At 67.4% G+C, this 20,076-nt stretch carries 14 protein-coding genes, 2 pseudogenes and 1 CRISPR repeat array; of the genes and pseudogenes, 2 read left to right on the top strand and 14 right to left on the bottom strand.

From position 1 onward, the window contains the following. Positions 1 to 118: 118 nt before the first annotated feature. Positions 119 to 818: a CRISPR direct-repeat array (repeat unit 29 nt; unit sequence CGGAGCATCCCCGCGGGCGCGGGGTCGAC). Between the two features lie 18 nt (positions 819 to 836). From cas2e to RM812_RS31280, 13 genes and pseudogenes are all read right to left on the bottom strand, one after another. Then, entirely contained in the window at positions 837 to 1,145 is a 309-nt protein-coding gene (cas2e, locus tag RM812_RS31220) for a type I-E CRISPR-associated endoribonuclease Cas2e (protein WP_311580029.1), read from the bottom strand. Further along, a complete protein-coding gene (gene cas1e, locus RM812_RS31225; RefSeq protein WP_311580032.1) occupies positions 1,142 to 2,149 on the bottom strand; it encodes a type I-E CRISPR-associated endonuclease Cas1e in 1,008 nt (335 codons plus the stop codon). Before cas1e ends, cas2e begins: the two co-directional genes overlap by 4 nt. Positions 2,150 to 2,155: 6 nt before the next feature. After that, entirely contained in the window at positions 2,156 to 2,908 is a 753-nt protein-coding gene (cas6e, locus tag RM812_RS31230; protein WP_311580035.1) for a type I-E CRISPR-associated protein Cas6/Cse3/CasE, read from the bottom strand. A gap of 6 nt (positions 2,909 to 2,914) precedes the next feature. Continuing rightward, entirely contained in the window at positions 2,915 to 3,712 is a 798-nt protein-coding gene (gene cas5e / locus RM812_RS31235; RefSeq protein ID WP_311580037.1) for a type I-E CRISPR-associated protein Cas5/CasD, read from the bottom strand. Beyond that, a complete protein-coding gene (cas7e, locus tag RM812_RS31240) occupies positions 3,709 to 4,863 on the bottom strand; it encodes a type I-E CRISPR-associated protein Cas7/Cse4/CasC (RefSeq protein ID WP_311580181.1) in 1,155 nt (384 codons plus the stop codon). Before cas7e ends, cas5e begins: the two co-directional genes overlap by 4 nt. A 96-nt stretch (positions 4,864 to 4,959) precedes the next feature. Beyond that, positions 4,960 to 5,565, bottom strand: coding sequence for a type I-E CRISPR-associated protein Cse2/CasB (casB, locus tag RM812_RS31245; RefSeq protein WP_311580040.1), 606 nt, complete (start codon positions 5,563 to 5,565; stop codon positions 4,960 to 4,962). Between the two features lie 134 nt (positions 5,566 to 5,699). Further along, complete coding sequence (casA, locus tag RM812_RS31250) at positions 5,700 to 7,421, bottom strand: type I-E CRISPR-associated protein Cse1/CasA (protein ID WP_311580043.1); 1,722 nt, start codon at positions 7,419 to 7,421, stop codon at positions 5,700 to 5,702. A 267-nt stretch (positions 7,422 to 7,688) separates the two neighbouring features. Further along, a complete protein-coding gene (gene cas3 / locus RM812_RS31255) occupies positions 7,689 to 10,574 on the bottom strand; it encodes a CRISPR-associated helicase Cas3' (protein WP_311580046.1) in 2,886 nt (961 codons plus the stop codon). Positions 10,575 to 11,137: 563 nt separating this feature from the next. Next, the gene (locus tag RM812_RS31260) at positions 11,138 to 11,617 is read right to left on the bottom strand and encodes a transposase family protein (protein WP_311580049.1); all 480 of its coding nucleotides are present in this window, start codon (positions 11,615 to 11,617) and stop codon (positions 11,138 to 11,140) included. Between the two features lie 229 nt (positions 11,618 to 11,846). Continuing rightward, positions 11,847 to 13,531, bottom strand: a pseudogene (locus RM812_RS31265) (ISAzo13 family transposase). A gap of 171 nt (positions 13,532 to 13,702) precedes the next feature. Then, entirely contained in the window at positions 13,703 to 14,146 is a 444-nt protein-coding gene (locus RM812_RS31270) for a hypothetical protein (RefSeq protein WP_311580052.1), read from the bottom strand. Between the two features lie 63 nt (positions 14,147 to 14,209). Then, on the bottom strand, positions 14,210 to 15,139 hold the full coding sequence (locus RM812_RS31275; RefSeq protein WP_311580054.1) for a NucA/NucB deoxyribonuclease domain-containing protein: 930 nt from the start codon (positions 15,137 to 15,139) through the stop codon (positions 14,210 to 14,212). Between the two features lie 781 nt (positions 15,140 to 15,920). Then, positions 15,921 to 16,066, bottom strand: a pseudogene (locus tag RM812_RS31280) (IS5/IS1182 family transposase); the annotation flags it as partial. Between the two features lie 40 nt (positions 16,067 to 16,106). On the opposite strand from RM812_RS31280, the gene RM812_RS31285 reads away from it, so the two are divergent. Both RM812_RS31285 and RM812_RS31290 read left to right on the top strand, forming a co-directional pair. Further along, positions 16,107 to 16,307 carry a hypothetical protein gene (locus RM812_RS31285; protein ID WP_311580057.1) on the top strand — a complete coding sequence of 67 codons (201 nt, stop codon included), beginning with the start codon at positions 16,107 to 16,109 and terminating at the stop codon, positions 16,305 to 16,307. 346 nt (positions 16,308 to 16,653) lie between these two features. Continuing rightward, on the top strand, positions 16,654 to 17,406 hold the full coding sequence (locus tag RM812_RS31290; protein ID WP_311580060.1) for a transposase family protein: 753 nt from the start codon (positions 16,654 to 16,656) through the stop codon (positions 17,404 to 17,406). Positions 17,407 to 19,092: 1,686 nt separating this feature from the next. Here RM812_RS31290 and RM812_RS31295 read toward each other — a convergent pair. Further along, entirely contained in the window at positions 19,093 to 20,058 is a 966-nt protein-coding gene (locus RM812_RS31295) for a pirin family protein (protein WP_311580063.1), read from the bottom strand. Positions 20,059 to 20,076 lie beyond the last annotated feature (18 nt).

The following is a 20,076-nucleotide window of genomic DNA, read 5'->3' on the forward strand; positions in this document are numbered from 1 at the left end:
GCCTCATCCTCTCCGCCCGCCCCAAAAAACAACTGAATGAAAACAGCCACCCCGCCCGATAAAGCCCCAGCTCAGCAAGTGTCGACCCCGCGCCCGTCTCAGAGGGCGGCGCGCTCGTCGGAGCATCCCCGCGGGCGCGGGGTCGACTCTCTGCCACCCCTCCAGGGCCGGGCCTACGCCGGAGCATCCCCGCGGGCGCGGGGTCGACTTCTGTTCCTCGGACATCTGCGCCACCATCTGCGGAGCATCCCCGCGGGCGCGGGGTCGACCTTCCTGCGTTCCGGGCCTACAGCGACCCGGACGGAGCATCCCCGCGGGCGCGGGGTCGACCCGACGATCATCCCCATCAGCGTGGCGTCACCCGGAGCATCCCCGCGGGCGCGGGGTCGACACGACGAAGCCCCGACCCAGGCCCGGTCGGGGCGGAGCATCCCCGCGGGCGCGGGGTCGACGTGCAGTACCGCAGGGTGATGATCTCCCGCAGCGGAGCATCCCCGCGGGCGCGGGGTCGACCCGCCGACTGCACCAAAACCCGGAGTCTTCTCCGGAGCATCCCCGCGGGCGCGGGGTCGACAGATCCGACGCCGACGGGGTGGAGGACTTCCGCGGAGCATCCCCGCGGGCGCGGGGTCGACCCAACTAGGGGCCCGGAGGGGTTACGATCCTGAGGAGCATCCCCGCGGGCGCGGGGTCGACCTTGAGCTTCAAGAGCGCGTCAATGTGCTGGGCGGAGCATCCCCGCGGGCGCGGGGTCGACAACGGCCAGGCCGGCCGCGACCCACGGTGTGGAGGAGCATCCCCGCGGGCGCGGGGTCGACACTTGCTGAGCTGGGGCTTTATCGGGCGGGGTGGCTGTTTTCATTCAGTTGTTTTTTGGGGCGGGCGGAGAGGATGAGGCCGTCGAAATCGACGGGCTGCCAGCGGTCGCGGCCTGCGGTGCGCACGGCCCATCCCTGTTCGTTGGCGGCGGGTTCGATGAGGATGGCCTGGCCGTCGCCGATGCGGGTGGCCAGGAGTTCCCAGAGGCGGTCGCGGATGCGGCGGCTGGGGTTGCCGACGAATACGCCGGCGCTGGCCTCGACCATCCAGCGGGTGAGGTGGCCGCGAAGTCCTTCCGGGGCGGCAACGAGGATGATGACGGTCATGAGGCAGCTTCGGAGTCGTTGAGGTCGGGGCCGATGACTGCGATGTGGTTGTCGGTCATCCCGTGTGCCGAGAGGTCTGCGTCGTTGGCGTAGTTGGTGCCGCCGGGGACGGCGCCGATGTGTTCGTCCCAGAGGAGGTTGGCTTCGGTGTCCTCGAAGTCTGTGCCTTCGGGAGTGAGCAGGGTTTTGACGTCGGTGACGATGCGGGTGAGGAGTTTGTCGCGGGCGATGAGGTCGCGGAGGCCGAGTCGTGCGTCGCGTTCCTCGGTGAGTCCTTGTGCTGTGAGGTCGAAGGCGAGCGGGATGGTGTATTCGGCCTTGTACAGGTCGGCGATGTCCAGGACGAAGGAGGTGGCTTTACCGGTGTGGACGAAGCCGAGTCCGGGGCTGGCGCCGAGTCCGACGATGACGGCGTGGCAGATGCCGTAGAGGGCGGCGTTTGCGGCGGACAGGAGGCGGTTGAGGTCGTCGCCGGCTGCGAAGGCGTCGCCGGCTTTGTAGACGCGGCCGTTCCAGGGGACGCCGGTGCGTTCTGCCTGGGCGCGGTAGATCTTGCGGACTCGTGTGCCTTCGCGGCCGCGGAGTTGCTGCATGGTGAGAGCGGAGACGTCTTCGCCGGGGAAGCGCATGCTGTACATGGCGCGGGCGACGGCGAGGCGTTCTTTGGGGCGGGTGACGAGCCATGCCTGGCGGTGCAGGAGGCCGGCGCCGCGGCTGGGGCCGAGGCCGGCCGCGTACATGCGGACGCCTTGTTCGCCGACCCAGCACACGGTGGTGCCGGAGTCGGCGAGCAGGCGGATGGCTCCGTGGGTGACGCGGGTTCCGGGTCCGAGGAGCATGACGGCCACCATGGCTGCGGGGACCCGGACGGTCTGCTTTTTGTTGATGATGACGACGGCGTTCTCGTCGCGGTCCAGGTGGCTGCGCTCGACGTAGACGCTGGAGACGCGGTCGACGAGGCGGTGCAGGTCCTGGGGGTCGGCTTTCCACCAGATGTCGGGCACGGGTGTTCATGCCCTTCCGGGGAGCGGTGCGAGGGTGAGCAGTCCGCAGCCGTATGCCTTGGTGGGGCCGATGCCCGCCAGCAGGCGTTCGGTGAGCAGGGCTGAGTCGGTGACGCGCAGGCTTCCTTCGAAGGTCACTGCGTGCATGACGACTTGGGCTTCTTTGGCGGTGAGGTTTCCTTTGCCGAAGGAGCGGCGCTGGCGGGTGGTGATGCGGATGTCGCGGGGTGGTTTGCCGCTGGTGTCTCGGGTGGCGTCGAGGTGGGGGGCGGTGGGGATGTCGAAGCCCCAGCGTGCGGTGCGGGTGAGGAACCAGGTGAGCTGGGCGGCTGCGGTGCGGTGGCCGATGCGGAAGCTGCGCCGCTCGCCGGCGTCGAGTCGTTCCTGCTGACGTGGGGTGGGTTTGTCGGGTCGGTTGGTGTTCTGGACGGGGTTGGCAGTCAGGCGGAAGGCGAAGCTGCGACCCGGTGCGAGTTGTTGCAGGAGGGGTGCGTAGTCGCGTATGGCGTAGTGCTCGCCGTCGGCGCCGGGCCATCCGGCCTGTTCGACGAGGTGGGTCCAGTCCGGCTTGTCGGTGGTGAGGACGAACAGCTGCGGCCGGTGGGGGTTGTCCGCGTCGAGCCGCCACAGGGTGCGTTCCTGTGCGGGCAGGCCCGGCAGGCCGCCTTGGACCGCTGCGTGCATGGCACGGGGGCTGGCGAGGAGAGTGCGGCTCTCGGCGCGCAGGGGGTTGATGCGGATGCGGGAGAGGTAAGGCATGACGGGTCACCAGCCGAGGAGGGCGAAGGGGTCATGGCCGCCGTTGGTCGGAGGCCGGTCGGGGTCAGGTGTGAGGCCGGTGGGGGCGGCGAGGTAGGTGTGCCGGATACGGCGGGTGGTGTAGGTGCGGCTGGTGGGGGCGAAGGACAGGGGTACGTCGTCGCGGACGTCGTCTCCGGCCGGGTCGTCGAGGGTGGCGGACAGGTTGACGTGGGCGGCGTTGCCGTTCTCGCGTCCCCACCGCCTGCGTATGGCCGGGGATGCCTGCCAGGGCTCCGCGCGCAGCACGTCCTCGAGTGAGCCGGTGCGCTGTCCCAGGACCAGGGGCTGTGCGGGCGCGCAGGAGCGGCGGCCGAGGGCGAGGGGGAAGGCAGGGTGGCGTGCGGCGTGTTCGAGGGTGGTGATGAGTGCTCGGGGGCCTTCGACGGCTGCGAGGAAGATGGCGTCCTGGAGGTAGAAGCGCTGGGTGATGTGGGTGTGCTTGGCCGGTGAGGTGGGTTTTTGCCGGCCTTTGGCGGTCACGGCGGCGGACAGCAGCGGCTGGCCGCGGTAGTCGCTGACGGTGTGGTAGTCGCGCAGGAGGGTGCCGGGCTGGTCGATGCGGATTCCGAGTCCGAGCCCGGCGAGGTCGTCCAGGGCGGCGTGACGCGGGCGGCCGGCGGCTGCGGCGAGCAGGCCGACGACTCCTGACTTGGTGGGTTCGGGACGGGTTTCGCGTCGGTTGAAGGTGCTGCGGTCGCCCCAGGACTGCAGCGGGGCGGCGAGCCGCAGCACAAGGACGGCAGTGGGGCTGGAGGCTGTCATGCCTGGGCCCCCAGGGCGGTGGTGATGCGGGAGCGCAGGGTGGTGCGCAGGTCGGCAAAGGGGACGGATTCACCGAATGCCTGGGTGAGGGTTTCGGTGGTGTCCTTGGTGCGGGGTTCGCGGGCGGTGAAGGTGTGGCTGGCCGCTGCGTAGAGGGGGGTGTCTCCCCAGACCTGGGTTGCGGTGAGGTACTCCTCGGCGAGGCGGCGGGCGGAGGTGGCCTGGATGCCGGCTTCCGCCGCGACGGGCTCCTCGAACGCGGAGACGAGGTTGACGGGCTGATCGGTGCGGACGACGACGGCGAGGAGGCTGGGCCGGGTCCGGTGCGCGAAGGAGTTCTGGTAGCCGGTGGGGGCGGAGAGGGCGAAGCTGTCGACGAAGGCGTCGAGGGCGTCCAGGGCCGCTTCGGTGTCGCCGCCGAGGTTGTCGGTGAGCTGGGCGAAGCCGACGGTGGCGTACCGGTAGAGGGTGGCGGAGTTGAAGCCGATCGTGCCGATCATGCCGGCGCCGGTCTCGTCGCGTTCGTTCTGGTCGTCGACTGCAGTGAAGTAGTCGAACTCCAGCTGCGTCTCGTGGGTGGAGAGCGCGTGGGCCACCTGGACGGCGGCGTCGACGTTCAGCTTCGGGATGTCGGCGACCATGCGGCCGAACAGGGCGACGCCCACGGGGTGTCCGGTCTGGAAGGATTCCGCGACGGGCAACTCCTTCACGGCTTCGGTGAGCGTCTTCTCGTCCAACGTGGCGAGGTCGGTGGCACGGTCCGTCACGAGGTCGGCCACGGCGTCGAGCTGGGCGTTGCCGTAGAAGAGGAGATAGGCGGTGTCGCCGGCCTTCTTGCCCTGGCTCAGACCGAGCTGGGCGAGCAGGGCCGCGGCGATCCGGTCGGCGGGCTCGCGGTCCAGGCCGGTGTTCCGGCGGATACGGCTGACGAGTTCGCTGGTGAGGCGCTTAGTGCGGGTGGCCCGGTCGGATTCGGGAGCCTGGGTATCGAAATGCCGGCGGGTCGCCCGCTTCCATGCCTGGGAGGAGACCCGGGAGCGGCGGACTCCACCGTAGATGGCCTCCTTGGGGTTCCCCTGGTCGTCCCGGTTGAGGTTGGCGGGCGGGACGCTCTGAATGATGTGCACGTCGATGTACAGGTGCTGGGTCATGAGGTTGCTCCAGGTCATGTGAGTGAACGGTGGTCGCAGGGTCCGCAGTGGTCGCCGGTGTGGAGGAGGCCATCTGCGGACGTCGGGCGGCGGGGGTCAGCTGCCGGATCGGGAGGCCGTTGCCTGCTGGGTCCAGCCGTAGTAGTCCAGGCCCCAGCGACGGCGTACGCGGGAGCGGGACTCGGGCCGGTTCCAGTCGTGGAGGTCGGCAGTCAGACGGTCGTAGTCGAGGGGCTGCTTGATGTCCTTGAGCTGGGTGACCAGGCCACGCAGGCGCAGTTGCAGCGCTGCCGTCGACGTGGCGGAAAACGTCTGCTGGAAGCGGGAGTCGACGGCCTCGTCGCTGGTGCGGTCATGGCGCCGCAGTACGAGCATGGCCCGGCCGAGGCTGACTCCGTCGCGGTGCATCGGCGTCTCCCGGCTCTGCTGGTGCAGCCCGTAGAGGGCGAGGGCGATGTGCTCGGCCTCCTGCTCGGCCGAGACCTCCCCGCGACGGGCCGCGAAGTCATCGACCGGGCAGGTGTAGAACGGAAACATCTCCAGCACCGTCCCGGCAGGCCGGCCCAGGCCCCGGCGGAGAACGGCGAGGTCCTCCCCGGGCGGGCGCTGCGTGGCCGCGGTGCCGCTCTTGCGGCGCCAGGTGCCGTCCGCGGCGATGTAGCGGTGCCAGATGCGCTGCTTGGTGGGGTGTTCTTCGGTCATGGCCGTGTCCAGACGTGATGAGGGTCTCTGTGTGACAGAAGTCGTGTAGGTACCGGCGCCTCGAAGGGGCATGGCCGGATACCCCCGGCCGGGGCGTGGTGAAGGGCGGGGCGCCTCGCGCGGCGCCCGGTCGCCTACTGGCTGCCAGGGGCCGGGGAGTCCCGCCGGACGGCAGCTGCACGGTGGAGGATCTCCGCACGGCGTTTGAGGAACGACGCCTCGGCCAGCGAGACCCTGTGTGTCCGCTCGGGCTTCCCCTCCCCCTGCGAGACGCTTCTTCCCGCGAATGCTCCGACGGGTACCGCTTGCAGCAGGCGGTCAGCGACATCCCAGCTCCGGCGCCAGGCGAGCTGTTCCCAGGCGAGCTGTCCAGCTTCGATCCGCTCCAGGTCCTCCACGGCCCGCATCCCCGACAGCAGCCGCCGCACCAGTGGGTCCAGGGCGTGCAGGACAATCTCGCCGGGGCGCTGTCCCTTGTCCCAGGGGATCGGTTCAGTCCCCAGAGCACGCCGTAGATCAGCCGAGAGATAGTTGACGGCCGTGGCCAGCTGCTCTGCCTGTTCCGCTACTTCGAGGACGGCGGCCCGGACATCGCTGCCGGCGTCGAGCGCGGCGAGCGGGAGGGGCAGGGCGTCGAACATGACATCGTCGACAACAGCCGACTGATTGCCGTAGGCGACGCCGGAGAGTTCCACGCGCAGCGGATAGGACTCGCCGAGATCGAATGCCAGGGCACCGGTCTGGTCCAAAAGCTTGCTTGTGGCGAACCCGCTTGTCTTCTCCCCGGCCTCCCGAGACTGCCTCTCCGGTGCCAGGAGCGCATCGAGCCCGCGCCACGCGGCCTTCCCGGGTTGCAGACGCAACGGCCGGCGCGGCGGCGCGGCACCCCCTTTGCCCCGGCCCGCACTCCGGCCGCCGGTCGGCTCCAGGCGCCACATGGTGTGCGGCTCGGTCTCCGGGGTGTGCGGCATGCGGTCCCCGGCGACGACCAGAACGCGCGTCACCCGCACTCCCTCACCGGTCATCTCCGGCAAGAGCCGGATCCGGCGGGACTGCCAGGTCCACAGATCCAGGAGTCCCTCGGGAGCCCGCTCCTGCCACCCTGGGGTGGCGGCCGACCGCGGATCTGCTGGCTCGCGCCTCCTCCACTGCGGCAGGTCGGCCGACGTTGGCGGTGCCCCCACCGGAAGGTTCAGCAGCAGCGTCTCGAACAGAGTCGTACCGACCAGCAAAGTGACGCCCATCTGACCGAGCGGCCCGGTGGGGTTTCCGGTGGTCTTGCCCGCCTTGGCTTTCGGGTCACCCACCGCACCCGTCTTGATCGCCGCAGTGTCCCAGCAGTGCGTGTGCAGCAGCCAGTGCACCGCCTGGGCCGGTGTCAGGGAGAAGGCGTCGCCCTCCGTACGGGATGCGAAAAGGGGCACGTTGTTACCGGTCGCGGCGGTCGCGACGATCAGTCCGGCGTTCTTCGTCTCGCCCTTGGCGGTATGCAGCCCGGCGACCTGCGCGAAAGGCTGCACCGGATCAAAGAGATCGAACAGCCCACGGTGCGCGTCCAGATAGTCTTCAAGCCGTGCCCGCTGTTCCATCGACCACCGACCCGCCGAGAACCAGCTCATCCACTCACGCTCGTCGGCCGGACGCCCCACAGCGTCGAGGACCACGGCCAGCAGGACCTGCCGGAACACAGCCGGCCGCTGGGTGGGAACCTCCACCACCAAGTCGCCGAACTCGTGAGCCTCCAGCAAGGCAGTACGTAGCGGGCGTTCCAGTGCCGGGCCCCCCGCGGCCGGTGGTAAACACAGCCAGGGATCATCCGTCAAGGAAAAGCCATGAGTCATCAGTTCCCCCCTCATGGAAGCTTCTACGTTTAGAACGCTAACAGTGCCGCCGAGACGCGCGCACCGTTTCTTCACAACCCGGTGCAACAATCCAGGTGTTGACCCCGTCCACCGGCCTGCCAGAGCCGGTCGACGGGGATGATCCCCTTCTCCGTTTGCACAGTGGATCGGGAATCACCTCGACCCCGCGCCACGCGGGGACACCGAGCCGCCGGGCACTAGCCCGGCGGCTCACCACACCCCTTTGAGACGAAGTTCGACCACGCAGCCGACACAGCCCCTCTACACCTGCCGGAGCCCGAACTCGTCGTCGTACGACACCGTGAAGTCGCCCAGTGCGGTCCTGCCCGACGAGCTCAGTACCAGAGCACGACTTCGGCGCAACCACGGATGCCCGTGCCATCCGGGCAGCGGCCTCAACGTGGCAGCGGCCTCCGTGAACTTCGCCGGCAACCGCACCACCGAGCCCAGCACCTCGTCCAGCACATCCGGCGCCACATCGCCATTGACGCTCAAGGCACGCCCGGCCAGTGTCCGGAAGGCCGCATCATCCCCCTCCCGCACCACCAGGACGACCTCGACGGACTCGTCACCGTCGCGGACCGCAGCTTGCAGGCAGGACTCATCACTTCCCGCAGCGGATCCCCCGTAGTGCAGACCCGCCAGCGTCCGCCGCTCATGCTCACCATGCGGAGTCAGCAGGTACTGCCGTGCCACCTCCGCGCGGGCACGGTCCCGGTCCTCCTGCTCCCGGCGGGCGGCCTCACCGGCCTCCCGCCAGGCCTCGGGAAGCAGCGCAATATCCGCCCCGTACACCGTCTCCACCAGGGCGGGCACGTCCGACGGAACGGACCACGTTCCGCCCGCGTCAGGCAGCACAGCAGCGGTCCGCAACAGCAGATGACGCCCATAGATCTTCTCGCTGGCGAACACGAACGCCGGCTCGCGTCCCTCGCGCGGCTCGAAACCGGTCACGAACACCCGCGGCGCGCGCAGCCGGTCCGGGCGCCAGGTGTCCTCGTGCCGGTGCAGCCGTCCCACACGCTGCAACAGAAGATCGACGGGGGCCAGGTCCGTGACCAGCAGATCGGCGTCGACATCGAAGGACTGCTCGGCAAGCTGAGTCGCCACCAGGATCAGCCGGCCACTCCGAGGCCGGGGCGTCCGCGGGCCCAGCAGGCGCAGACTTTCCTCCGTCAGGTCGGCCCGTCGCGCCACCGTGAAACGGGCATGCAGCAGCCGCACCTCTTGCGAACCGAACCGGCCGCGCAGCTCCTCGTAGAGGCTCTGCGCCCGGGCAACGGTGTTACGGATGACAAGCGCAGTCCCTCCATCGGCAAGCTCGGTCGCCAGCAGGTCCGCCACACGCGCATCCGCTGCGCCCTGCAACCGCTCCCGCTCCAGGCGCGAGCAACGCCCACCAGGCACCGCCTCGGGTATGACGTGCACCGCCACGTTGAGGTCCGCACGCCAACTACCCACCGCATCCACATGGAATCGCGGCTCCCCCGTAGCCCACAGCCATGCAGCCGTCGCGCTCGGATACCCCGGCGGGGCAGGCACTTCGACGCGCAGTTCCTCGCGCGAGGCCGCGCCCGCCAGGTACGCCTCGACCAGGGCCTGGCGCTGCGCCGGGGCCAGCGTCGCCGACAGCACGATCAGCGGCACCCCCGCCTGGCCCAGCCAGCGCAGCGCCTCGCACAGAAACTGACTCATGTACACATCGCACGCGTGTACCTCGTCCAGAACCACGACTTTCCCGGCCAGGCCCGCCATCCGCAGCATCACATGCCGCGTACGGGTAGCCGCATACAGGAGCTGATCGACGGTCCCGACGACGAACGGGGCCAGCAGCCCACGCTTCGCCCCCAGAAACCACTCCGCAGGTGCCTGCCGCTCCGGCACACCGCGCACCTCAGGTTCGATGCCGTACGGGTCATCATCGAGCCCGAATTCGTCGACCCCGCAGAACATCTCGTCCGCGTGCTCTCCCGCGTTCTCCAGCAGAGCCTTCCACTCCCGGTTGAACGCCCTCTTGCCGTGCAGTAGCACCACCCGGGAGGCAAACCGCTCGTCGATCGCCTCCACCCACTGGCGTGTGCGGGTGAACATGGGATCGCTGGTCGCCTGGGTCGGCATCCCCACGAACACACCATCGGCACCAAACCTGGCCGCCAGCACCTCGGCCGCAGCCTGAGCGGCCTCCGTCTTGCCCTCACCCATCGGCGCCTCGACCACCACAATGCCAGGACCGCCCATCCGACGGACCACGTCAATCACCATCGCCTGCGAGGGCCGCGGCACGTAACCGAACCGGTCCCGAAACGCCTCGGGCCCGGGCACCCCCAGAGCCCCCCAGCCTCCCCGCAGCCCCAGAGCCTTCCACGCCGACGCCGCGCGCTCACGCGAAGCATCCAGACTCACCAGCCGAAGATCATCCAGCCCCACGAAGAAGCGCTCGTCACTCGCGATCCAGTCCGCCATGACCACCAGACCGCTGAGCTGCAGCTGCAGCGCTCGGGACGGAACCCCCACAGGTTCCACCCCACCAAGCGCCTCGAACCCGACCTCGTGAGTGAAAACATCGAGCACGGCTCGCTGAACCTGACGCCACGCTCCCCTCCCCCGCAACTGCCCCTTCGCCGGCCCGGGCTCCTGTACATCTCTCAGAGAAGGAAAGGCACCATGATGACCGGCGATCAACGGCCACACCCAGTCCAGCTGCTCCGCATCCCACCCAGCCTCTGCCAGCAGCTCTCGCGCCATCAGCCCGCCGGCCCAGTCATGACGCCACCGCTTCTGACGCTTCACCCCCGCCACAGCAGCCGTCTCCACCCACGTCAGGCCCACCCGACGCACAGCTTCCGCGCCCTCCGGCCACAGCCTCTGGTGGACCGGCGTCGCCTTCCCGCAATCGTGCACCCCGCACAACCAAGCGAACAGCCTCCGCCCACGTCCCGGCCCACCCGCGATGCCATCCAGCGACGACCTCGTCGAACACGCGAGAAAACCGTCCCAGAGCAACTCCGCCACGGCCGCAGTGTCCAAAAGGTGCGCCAGCAGAAGATGCGTACGGCCCCCAGCCCGCTCCCGCGACTTCCCCCACAACGTCTCCAGCGCCCTCACCACCAACGGCTCGTAACGCTGCCCCGGTTTTTCAACGTCCACCAAGCCCCACCCCGCGCTCAACCAGAACTGAGCGTCAGAGCGTAGCGGCCGCCACTGACAACACGTCGTGAACTGCAGCAACGCCCAGTGTCCTGCAACTGCTGGAACGGGGTGACGACAAGTCGGTGATGTGCACGATCTCCTTCCCGCAAAGCGTCTCCAGGTTCTACGCCCGCAAGGCTCCGTCTCCGCGGGAACTTCGCCACAGGGTGGGACCGATGGCGTTCACGGTGTCGCGGTGCGGCATGGCCGGAGCATCCCCGCCAGCGCGGGGTCGACTTGGACCCCGTGATGATGCCGTTGTTAGGCATCGGAGCATCCCCGCGAGCGCGGGGTCCACCCCCTCGACCAGGCCGCGGACTTTGACGCGTTCGGAACATCCCCGCGAGCACGGGGTCCACGGCACGATGGTCATCGTCACCACCGCGACCCGTGGAGCATCCCCGCGAGCGCGGGGTCCACACCGACACCGCGAAGGTGTCGGCCCTCTTGGTCGGAGCATCCCCGCGAGCGCAAGGTTCATACTTCTTAACCTGCGACTTTACCAGGTAAGAGTGCTGATTTCATTTAGTTGCTTCACGGTTGACGCCTCCCCCGCCAGAGGACTGGCGGGCGTGGGTGATGTCCGCGCAGCTGCCGGGCTTGGCCGGACTGCAGAACAACAGCCGCCCGTCCTCGTCGGTGACCACCATGGTCTTGACCGCGTTCTGCTTGTTCTTGCCGGAGATGAACGCGTCCCGGTCCTTGCGTCCGGCGGCCGGCCGGCGGACCCGGATCTCAGTGCCGTCGATGATCCCGGTCTTCCCGCTGGCACCGAGGTGATCGATGACCTCGGCCAGAGTCCGTAGTCGAAGGCCAGGGCTCACCGTGCATCCTCGCTCGGCGAGCAGCGGCCGCACCTCGCCGATGGCGCGGGTGATGGTGGAGCGGTCCACTCCGAACCAGCAGGCCAGCACGTCGTGCGTGACCCCGTGTCGGAGGTGCACGAGGGTGGCCAGGAGCCAGTCGACGAACACCAACCGGTGCTTCGCACCCGCGCCCACAGCACGCTTCCGCGGCCGGGACGCAAGCCTGGCCTGGTGCCGTTCATGCCACAACGGTCCCAGCACAGCCACGAGTGCAGCGATCACCTCGGCCGACAGGCCCGTGATCCTCCGGTCGCTGATGATCGCTGCACGAGACGCATTCCCCACCACACGACCATGATGACGATCACAAGCTCGACGCCTCATCGCCTACCTTGCACGAGCTCGTTAAAGGGCCCGCAGAGAATCAACATGTTGGTTTGATCTTCGTGGGGTTGCTGTTGGCGAGGAACGCGGTGACGTCAGCAGGTGTCCGGAATCTGGCTGTCGAGGGTGGGATGGTGTAGCCGTGCTCGGCCAGGAAGGGCTGGACTTGGTGAACGGCCCTGGTGAGGGTGCTGGTGTTGACTCCGAAGAGCTGGGCGAGGAGGTCGCGGGTGCCGAGTTTGCGCAGGTAGAGCACGGTGACCAGGTCTCTGTCGGCGGTGGTCAGCTTGTCCTTGGCCCCAGCGCCCCGGGCACGGATACGTTCGCCTCCTCGCTGCCGGAGCCGTCCTTGCTCACGTAACTCATCTAATTTCCTGGCCAGTTGGCTGATGAGTTCGTCCAGCGCCGGTTCGAGCATGCCGGTCAGCTCCGGGTTGCGCAGACACCCGGTGCAAGGCTGTGGGGGCGGGTCGCCGGCCAGCCGTGGGGCCGTGTCTGCGCTGGTGGTGTCGTGAGGTCGGGGGTGGAGGGTGGAGTTCCAGTCGCCGTGGAAACGGTGTCGGTGCATGGGCAGAGCGTCGATGTCGCTGTCGGTCACCTTGATGCCGGTGTCGTAGGTGCCCGGGTCGAGTTCGGCGTGGACGGTCAGCCCGGTGCGGGTGGTGGTCGCCGCGATGCTGTTCACGACGACGTCGTGGCTGGTCAGCGGGCGGCCGCGCCAGTTCATGGAGATGTGGGAGAACAGCCGGTGCTCGATCTTGTTCCACTTCGAAGTGCCCGGCGGCATGTGGCAGACCGTGATGTCCAAATGCGTCTCGGCGGCCAGGGCTGCGAGTTCCGTCTTCCAGGCGCGGGTGCGGTAGCCGTTGGACCCGCCCGCGTCCGCGGTGATCAGCAGACGGGTGGCGGCCGGGTAGTCGTGCCGGCCCCGGGCCTGCCACCAGCGGCGGATGGAGGCGACGGCGAACGCGGCGGTGTCGTGATCAGTGCCCACGGTAACCCAGCCGGTGTTCGCGGCGATGTCATAGATCCCGTAGGGGATCGCCTTGCCCGGTCCCTGCCGGCCCAAGAAGTCGTGCGTCTTGACCAGGACCGGCTCACCGGCCGGCCGCCACTGACGGCCCGCGTTCTTGTAGTCGCCGACGAGTTCCTTCTTCTTCGTGTCCACGCTGATCACCGGCTGACCGGCGCCCATGTGTCCTCTGGCCTGCTCGTTGATGTAGCGGAACTGGGCGTCGCGGTCCGGGTGCTGCCTGCCCTCGAGGGTTTTGGCGCCGGCCTGCAGGCTGAAGCCCTCCTCCCGCAGCAGGTCCCCGACCGTGTCCGCGCTCACCCGGTGCCCCTGACCGGTGAGCTCGCCGCCAAGCTCCAGGTCGACTTCACCGTCCAGCGCAGCGGCGACGTCGGATCACCCGGTTCGTCGGGTTCCACCAGGGCCAGCAGCGCGGGCCGCAGCCCCGGATCAAGATCCGCGGACCTCTTCCGGCCACCACCGGGCCTGCGCACCCGGCCCAGGGGTTCCTCGCCGGTCTCCAACTCGTCCACGCCCTTGCGGACCGTCGTCTCGCTGACCTGGGCCGCCCGCGCGACCGCCCGGATACCGCCGTGGCCCAGGATCCCTGCTTCGGCCCCCATCATCAGCCGCCGCTGCCGTTCGTCGAAGTGTGGGAACAACACCTCGAATCTCACAGCGAGTTGACTGCGAACCTTGTCGGAGACGCTCATACCACAACAACGAGCCGCATCGCGGGAAGCAACACCTTGATTCTCTGCGGGCCCTTACCCGATCCGACAGGTTGGAAAGAGCTCACTGGGCAGCCCGTCGTCGAACTGCTGGAGCTGCACGAGTCATGGCAGCTCGATGACGGCGAGTTGTGACTGCCGCGGAGGGCGGCCCTATGCTCCAGAGCGGAGAACAGTTGCGTTCGTCGGAGGCGCAGGCCACACGATGAGTAGGTAGTCCTCGACCGGCTCCAGACTCACCTTGTCGCGCATGACCTCGCGACCTCGCGTATGCACTCGAAGCCTGTACCAAGCAGACCCCATTGGGCTGAGCAACTGCTGCGAGTTCATATCGGGACCGCGCTCTAGCGACTCGACCTTCAGGTCACCAGCAGGAGCGTTGACGCTGATCTCCATGACCTCCTCCCAGCCATCCGTGTCTACGTCGGGGCACCTGTCCACAACGCTTGTTTCAACGTTGACGTAGCCGGTGTTGATCCCAGTCAGGATGAGGGCTCCGGCAGCCATCGGGGCGACCAAACCGTTGGAGAAGTTCGCCGTCTCGACGGGAATCTCTCCATGGTCCAGGACCCCGAAGGTCCCTTCGTTGACGAACACTTGGTTGGCCATAGCTCTCCCGTAAGCTGGTGTCGCGTCAGCGTGGAGGTTGCACACAACTATTCACGCCACAGTACCGACCCTAAAGGGGTCCCCGTGAAGCATACGCTCGGCTCGGTAGAACTGAGTGTTTTTGCCACCCTGATAGTTCTGATCTGCCACGGGGATCATGCAGATGCTCACCGCCTTCGGGCCGGTAGTTCCAGATGGGATGTTCGGAAGATCGCAATCGGCGAAGGTGCGTCGAATGCGTGGGGGGAGCATGTTAATTAGGCCGTTGAGTGTGGTTGCGAACGGGTATTCATCGCAGCTCTTGCCCACGATGCTGGGCGCGTCGCCGCAGGCGAGGTCTCGGTTTCTGGTGTTCACTATCTCGTTGGTACTCCTCTCCAGAGGAGCCTCGTATGTCGCGCCCGGCAAGCCTGATTGCTGGGCAAGAGTCACGTGCCGAACGAGATCGGGTGCCGACGTCTTGCTATAGGTCAGGAGAGAGGGGAACCATGGGACGACGCATCCTGCATTGGGGCGGCCGGCCGTAGCGTTGTCGCAGCGGAACTGCTTGAGCTTGTAGGCAGCTTTGACGGGAGCCTGGCCACCGTTCGCAATGGTGATATTCCACCGAGTGGCGCAGAGTGCCACATCGCCTGAGGTGGTGGCGTTGGAGTCGAAGAATGACTCGCCAGTACCCCAGGAATTCAGCGGCGAAATCGCCTTAGCTGGAAAAGAGGAGCTTTCGACGGTACAATCGCTTAGATCCTCGTCTTCCACTCCCTCCAGCTCTTCCTCCTGTCTACTGGGAGTGTCGGCCTGGGCCTTGATGATGCCTTTCAGGGCCTCTCCCCAGCCTGAGTATGCTGAGATGTCGATCTGATGGGCGATAGTTGGGATCCCCGTGTCGCCGTAGCTATAATTGATGACCAAGAGGTTGGCCGAACCGCTGACACTTACTGTATTGTCCACCCTTTTGTAAGTTGTGTAGACGCCGACGTTCACTTGGCAGACTGCGGTGCGATGACCCAGAGGGGTACCTGTGCTTTGTTCGCACCATTGAGGCGGCGCAACGCCTGCGGCAACTCCCATTTTGCCGCCTGTGCGTGCTGGCCGTTTTGCGTCTGAGGTGATCCTAAAGCAGCCGAAGGTACCTTCTTCGTTGGGCTCGCTGCAGCTTTCTGGTGATCCGGCGGTGAGCTTCGCGCGTGCCCCTTGCGGTTGAGGTTGCGTGATCGGTTGGTCGGATCCCGGCGTCACCTCCGGCGTCACGGGCCTGGAGCTAGACGTCCGGGTATCGACGGCCGGCGTCTCGATCTCGCTCGGAGTGTCAGCCGCAGCAGGCGCCACGCCACCGGCGACCACCACCATGAAAGCCGTCGCTGCCGTGGCTCGCCTCAATCTCTGAATGCCGATTATTCTGCCGTATCCCGACATGCCCTTCCTCTCCCTTCCTGCCCAGCCAGGTTGCCGTCCGGCTTCCTGAATCAAGGCAATGCACAGTCACTGGTCCTGATCGAGCTAAGATCACTGACCCAGCTGGGAAAAGATCGTTTCAAGACAAATCTACGAAGTTCCAAAGCCTGTTGCGCAACCGCGATAACAACAGGATCTGGCCACCCGGAACAAGGCCAACTGCCCGATTGTGCACCGATCCTCATCATTTCAGTGGGGCCTTCAAGCCTCCCTTAGAAGATCATTCCGCGTTGGGCGACAGACTTTGCAGGCTGTCCTGTAAATTATCTCCGGTGCGGTTGGAGGAGGTTCCTGCGCAGGGGACACGCTCCTATCCAGCGAGAGTAACGTTTGTGCCGGTGGGCGATGCCGAGCATGGTGGGGTGGACGCCATCCTCCTTGAGGCGGCAGTCACGCAGGAACTTCCACACTTCATACGGACGGGACGAGCTCGACGCGCGCCCGGATCTGCTTGTGGGGGTGTGACTTCTGACATCTGTTCACCCCGCAGAGTGAAGTGCAGAGAAACTACGCGCTGTTCGACCGCGTTGCCACCTGGGGCCCCGGCATGCCCCAGGTGCTCGCCGTACATCTGCAACGGGATTACGAGAAGCAGACGTTCAGCTTCGAGCAGGCTCCGCTGCTGCTGCCCGCAACGGCGCAGTCCTGGCTCATCGACCGCGGCTACCCGCAACGGCGCCATCAGTCTCGACCCTGAACTGGGCCCGCCGCCGACGGACGAGGCCACGCGATCATTGGAGCGGCCCCTCGCCGGCGACGGCGACCATTACGCCCTGGCTACTTTTACACCAGCGACGACCCCGACGGCATGGTCGTCGTCGTGGTTCTGGGTGCCCTGGACAAGCGCCCCCCAGCCCCGTGCCGCCTCGTGGTCGAAGATGTCGATCCCGAGAGGGACGCACACCCTTCGCGAGGGCGGCTTTGACACGGAGCCGTTCCAACCTGACGGGTGGTTGGACGGGCGGGCCCCGGCCGCGGACATGAAGAAAGCTGCTGGTAGACGGGTTCACGACCGAGATCACCAGTCCGCCAGGTGCTTTCGCGTGCTTGCCCACCCGTCCGGCATCGATCTGTCCAGCCGCACCCTGCAATACCTCTCCGGTCTTCTCGCAGGTCGCCGCCGCTGCATCGGTTCCCGGTGGCGTCGCCTGGCCTGCGGTCGGCAGGCCCTGCTCGTTCTGGCACACCTGCGCTGCGGCGACACCTACGCGCGCCTCGCCGCAGGCTTCCGGATAGGGACTGCCACGGCCTACCGCTACATACGCAAGGCCGTCGACCTCCTGGCCGCCCTCGCGCCCACGCTGGAACAGGCCATGACGACTGTCCGGAAGAAGGCCTACGTGATCCTCAACGGCACCGTGCTGCCGATCGACGGCATCGCCGCCGACCGCCCGTACTACTCGGGGAAGAAGAAGCACCACGGCTTGAACGTGCAAGTGCTCGCAAATCCGGCCGGCCGTCTGGTCTGGGCCTCGGACGCGCTACCCGGGGCCGTGCATGATCTGACCGCGGCCCGGACCCACGGCATTCCCGCCGCTTTCGCCGCCGACGCCATCAAGAGCTGGGCGGACAAGGCGTATCAGGGCGCAGGCCCTGCTGTCCGCGTCCCGTTCCGGGGCAAGGATCTGCGCGGCTGGTGCCGGCGTCACAACCGAGATCACGCCAACATCCGCAGCCTCGGCGAACGCGCCATGGCCCCCCTCAAATGCTGGCGGCTCCTGCGGAAGCTCCGCTGCAACACCACCCGGATCACCGCCGTCGTCCGTGCCGTCGTCGCCCTCGAACTCGCCACCTAATCACGATGGAAAGGGCTCAGTGTCGCCGGCCGGTGCATTGACCAGGAAAAGGGGTTCGAGCTGCCGCTGGGTGGCTGCACGGTCGGTGAGATATCGGGCCGAAACCGCCCTCGAACGCCTCATCAACCAGCTCGAACCCGACGAGGCGCACCTGCATGAACAAATGCGCCAGCTCGAACGCACCATCGAACACGGGGAGACCTGAAAGCAGCCGCAGTCGCTGCTGGGCCCGGAAACCGATCCGGTGCCCTTTCATGACGCTCCTCGACCAGGCTGTCTTCGCCCCGGACACCGCATCGCTGGGCACTCCGGCCCGCCGCATGGCCCTCCGCGCCATCTGGCCGAGCCTGGAGAAAGCCGCCGACCGAGTCGTCGCAGAATCACGGAGTCACCTCCCCAGCAAAATCACCCTGAGCATCGCGGGCTACTCGTGGACTCTGCCAACGCACCCACAGTAGACCTTTCTGCATCACCCTCCTTACACGACACCAGAAGGCGACGCTGTGACACGGGGACCTGCCCCGGCCCGACAGGTGGCAGCGCTGCCAAAACCCGGTGGGTCTCTCAGGCGTGGCGCAGCGCTGGGTGGGATCACCAAGGGCAAGGTGCGAAGGCCGGACGTTTTGTGGCGGTGGAGTTGGACCGGGTCGGGCAGACGGGGTTCGACGGGATCGTCGCAGCGCTGGTGCACCGCTTGTATGACGCGTCCGCGTGCGGAGGTGGTTCACGGGTGCGGCGGGGACCAGGGCATCGGCATCAAGGCCACGCGCGGGTCCGGGTGCGGATCTTCCAGTTGAAGTACTACCTGGACGGTTCCCCGACCACGGCGCACACTCACGTCAAAACATGCTTGGACAGTCCACCAGGGGTGACCAGCTCAACCAGCGACCTGCTGGCCAAGGCCCACAAGTCGCCGACATCCGGCACAACCCGTTGCGGGACCTGGGCGCGCCCATGCCGTTCTCGCGCGTGACGTTCGCTGCCGCAAGCCCGATACTGCGACAGCAGGGATCGACCAAGCCGCCCCCGACCGTCCGACGGGCCTGACGGGCCGTCACCAAAGTCAGCATTGAGTCAGCATCAGTACCGCCAGAACCCGCTCCAAGCCGTCACGGAGCGCCAAGATCGGAAACCGCTCCCACCCACTCTGACCAGCAAAGACGCAGGTCACTGACTGGCCTGCTACGCTTCCCAGGAGGTACCCATGGAGATGCTCATCAACGTCACAGACCGATGAGGCACGACACGGGCAGCACCCAAAGGACCCACCCACTGGCGCTCTCGATCGCCCTCTCTGCCCGCGTGGAACCAGTGAACGACGTCCGTCTTGTCACCTCTCTACAACGCCATGCAGCGGAGGCCTGACGCTCCGCCCTGGCGGAGTCAGGAGGCTCCCGAGTCGGCCTTCGCTTGACAGCGAGACTTGCACTGCAAGACCACGCCGCTCGTCAGAATGACGGTCAGACCACATAGGGCCCACCTGACGATGTGTCAGGAAAGTCAGCATGAGGTCAGCAAGTGTCCTGCCACAGCCGCCCACGGATGGGCACACTTCGGAATCGCCCTCCACGGTGATTCAGCCCTGCGATCCGCTGAGGTGCCCTCCCGCCAGCGATTGTCGTCCTGGAGGGCGACACCAGGAGCGCCTGCCACTCATCAGCTGCCGCGCGTGGGCATTTCTGCAGGTCAACGGGACCTTCCACGAGGCTTCAGCGGGACTGCCGGTAGCGTGGGTGCGGGCAGCGGAGCCCCGTCGTACCCCTTGACCTCCCCGAAACGTGACCCTTCCATCCAGTCCCGGCGGGCCTGTACGATCTCCTCCTGGGAGCGTCCGATCCAGTTCCAGAACATGATCAGCTCCTCCTCGAACGGCTCGCCGCCCAGCAGCATCAGGCTCGCGTCGGAGTCGGCGCGCAGCGGTAGTTCGTCGCGACCGCAGCCGAGGTAGAGCATCGAGCCCGGGACGAGCGGCACGTCGTCGACGTGGGCCTCGCCGGACATGGACAGGACGGCGTACTCGAAGTCCCGTTCCAGCGGGAGGCGTACGTCCGTGCCGCCGGTGAGGGTCAGGTCGGCGCCGACGAGGGGCGTGTACGTCGTGCCCGGCGAGGTGGTGCCGTCGAGGGTGCCGAGGAGAAGTGTGGCGGTCAGGCCCGGCGCGGTGACGAGGGGCAGCTCGGCGTGGTACTCGAAGTGCGGGTCGGTGTGGCGGTGGGCGTCCGGGAGGGCGACCCACAGCTGCGCGCCGTGCAGGTAGCGGGCGTGCGACCGTGGGCTCTCCTCGGAGTGGCTGATCGCGCGGCCGGAGGTCATCAGGCCCAGCTCGCGCGGACGGATGGTCTGCAGGCTGCCGGTGGAGTCGCGGTGCAGCACCTCGCCCTCGTGCAGCCAGCTGACCGTTTGCAGGCCCATGTGCGGATGCGGCGGCACCTGCATGCCGGGCTCGTCGGCGATGTCGTCGGGGCCGTAGTGGTCGACGAAACACCAGGCGCCGACCATGCGCCGGCCCAGGTTGGGCAGCAGCCGGCGGACCTCGGTGGACTCGCCGAGCTTGACGTGGCGAGGGCTGAGGAGTTCACGCACGGGCTCCGCCACCACGAAGCCACGGCCGCCGCACAGGGCGGGAACCGCCTCACGATCAAGGTTGCTCATGAAGGCCAACCTAGACCC

It is taken from the genome of Streptomyces lancefieldiae, from assembly GCF_031845825.1.
GTDB classification, from domain to species: domain Bacteria; phylum Actinomycetota; class Actinomycetes; order Streptomycetales; family Streptomycetaceae; genus Streptomyces; species Streptomyces lancefieldiae.

What these genes read in the sequence shown, in the direction of transcription:
- cas2e (WP_311580029.1), bottom strand. Translation starts at nt 1,145, where the DNA reads ATGACCGTCATCATCCTCGTTGCCGCCCCGGAAGGACTTCGCGGCCAC.
- cas6e (WP_311580035.1), bottom strand. Translation starts at nt 2,908, where the DNA reads ATGCCTTACCTCTCCCGCATCCGCATCAACCCCCTGCGCGCCGAGAGC.
- cas5e (WP_311580037.1), bottom strand. Translation starts at nt 3,712, where the DNA reads ATGACAGCCTCCAGCCCCACTGCCGTCCTTGTGCTGCGGCTCGCCGCC.
- cas7e (WP_311580181.1), bottom strand. Translation starts at nt 4,863, where the DNA reads ATGACCCAGCACCTGTACATCGACGTGCACATCATTCAGAGCGTCCCG.
- casB (WP_311580040.1), bottom strand. Translation starts at nt 5,565, where the DNA reads ATGACCGAAGAACACCCCACCAAGCAGCGCATCTGGCACCGCTACATC.
- casA (WP_311580043.1), bottom strand. Translation starts at nt 7,421, where the DNA reads ATGAGGGGGGAACTGATGACTCATGGCTTTTCCTTGACGGATGATCCC.
- RM812_RS31295 (WP_311580063.1), bottom strand. Translation starts at nt 20,058, where the DNA reads ATGAGCAACCTTGATCGTGAGGCGGTTCCCGCCCTGTGCGGCGGCCGT.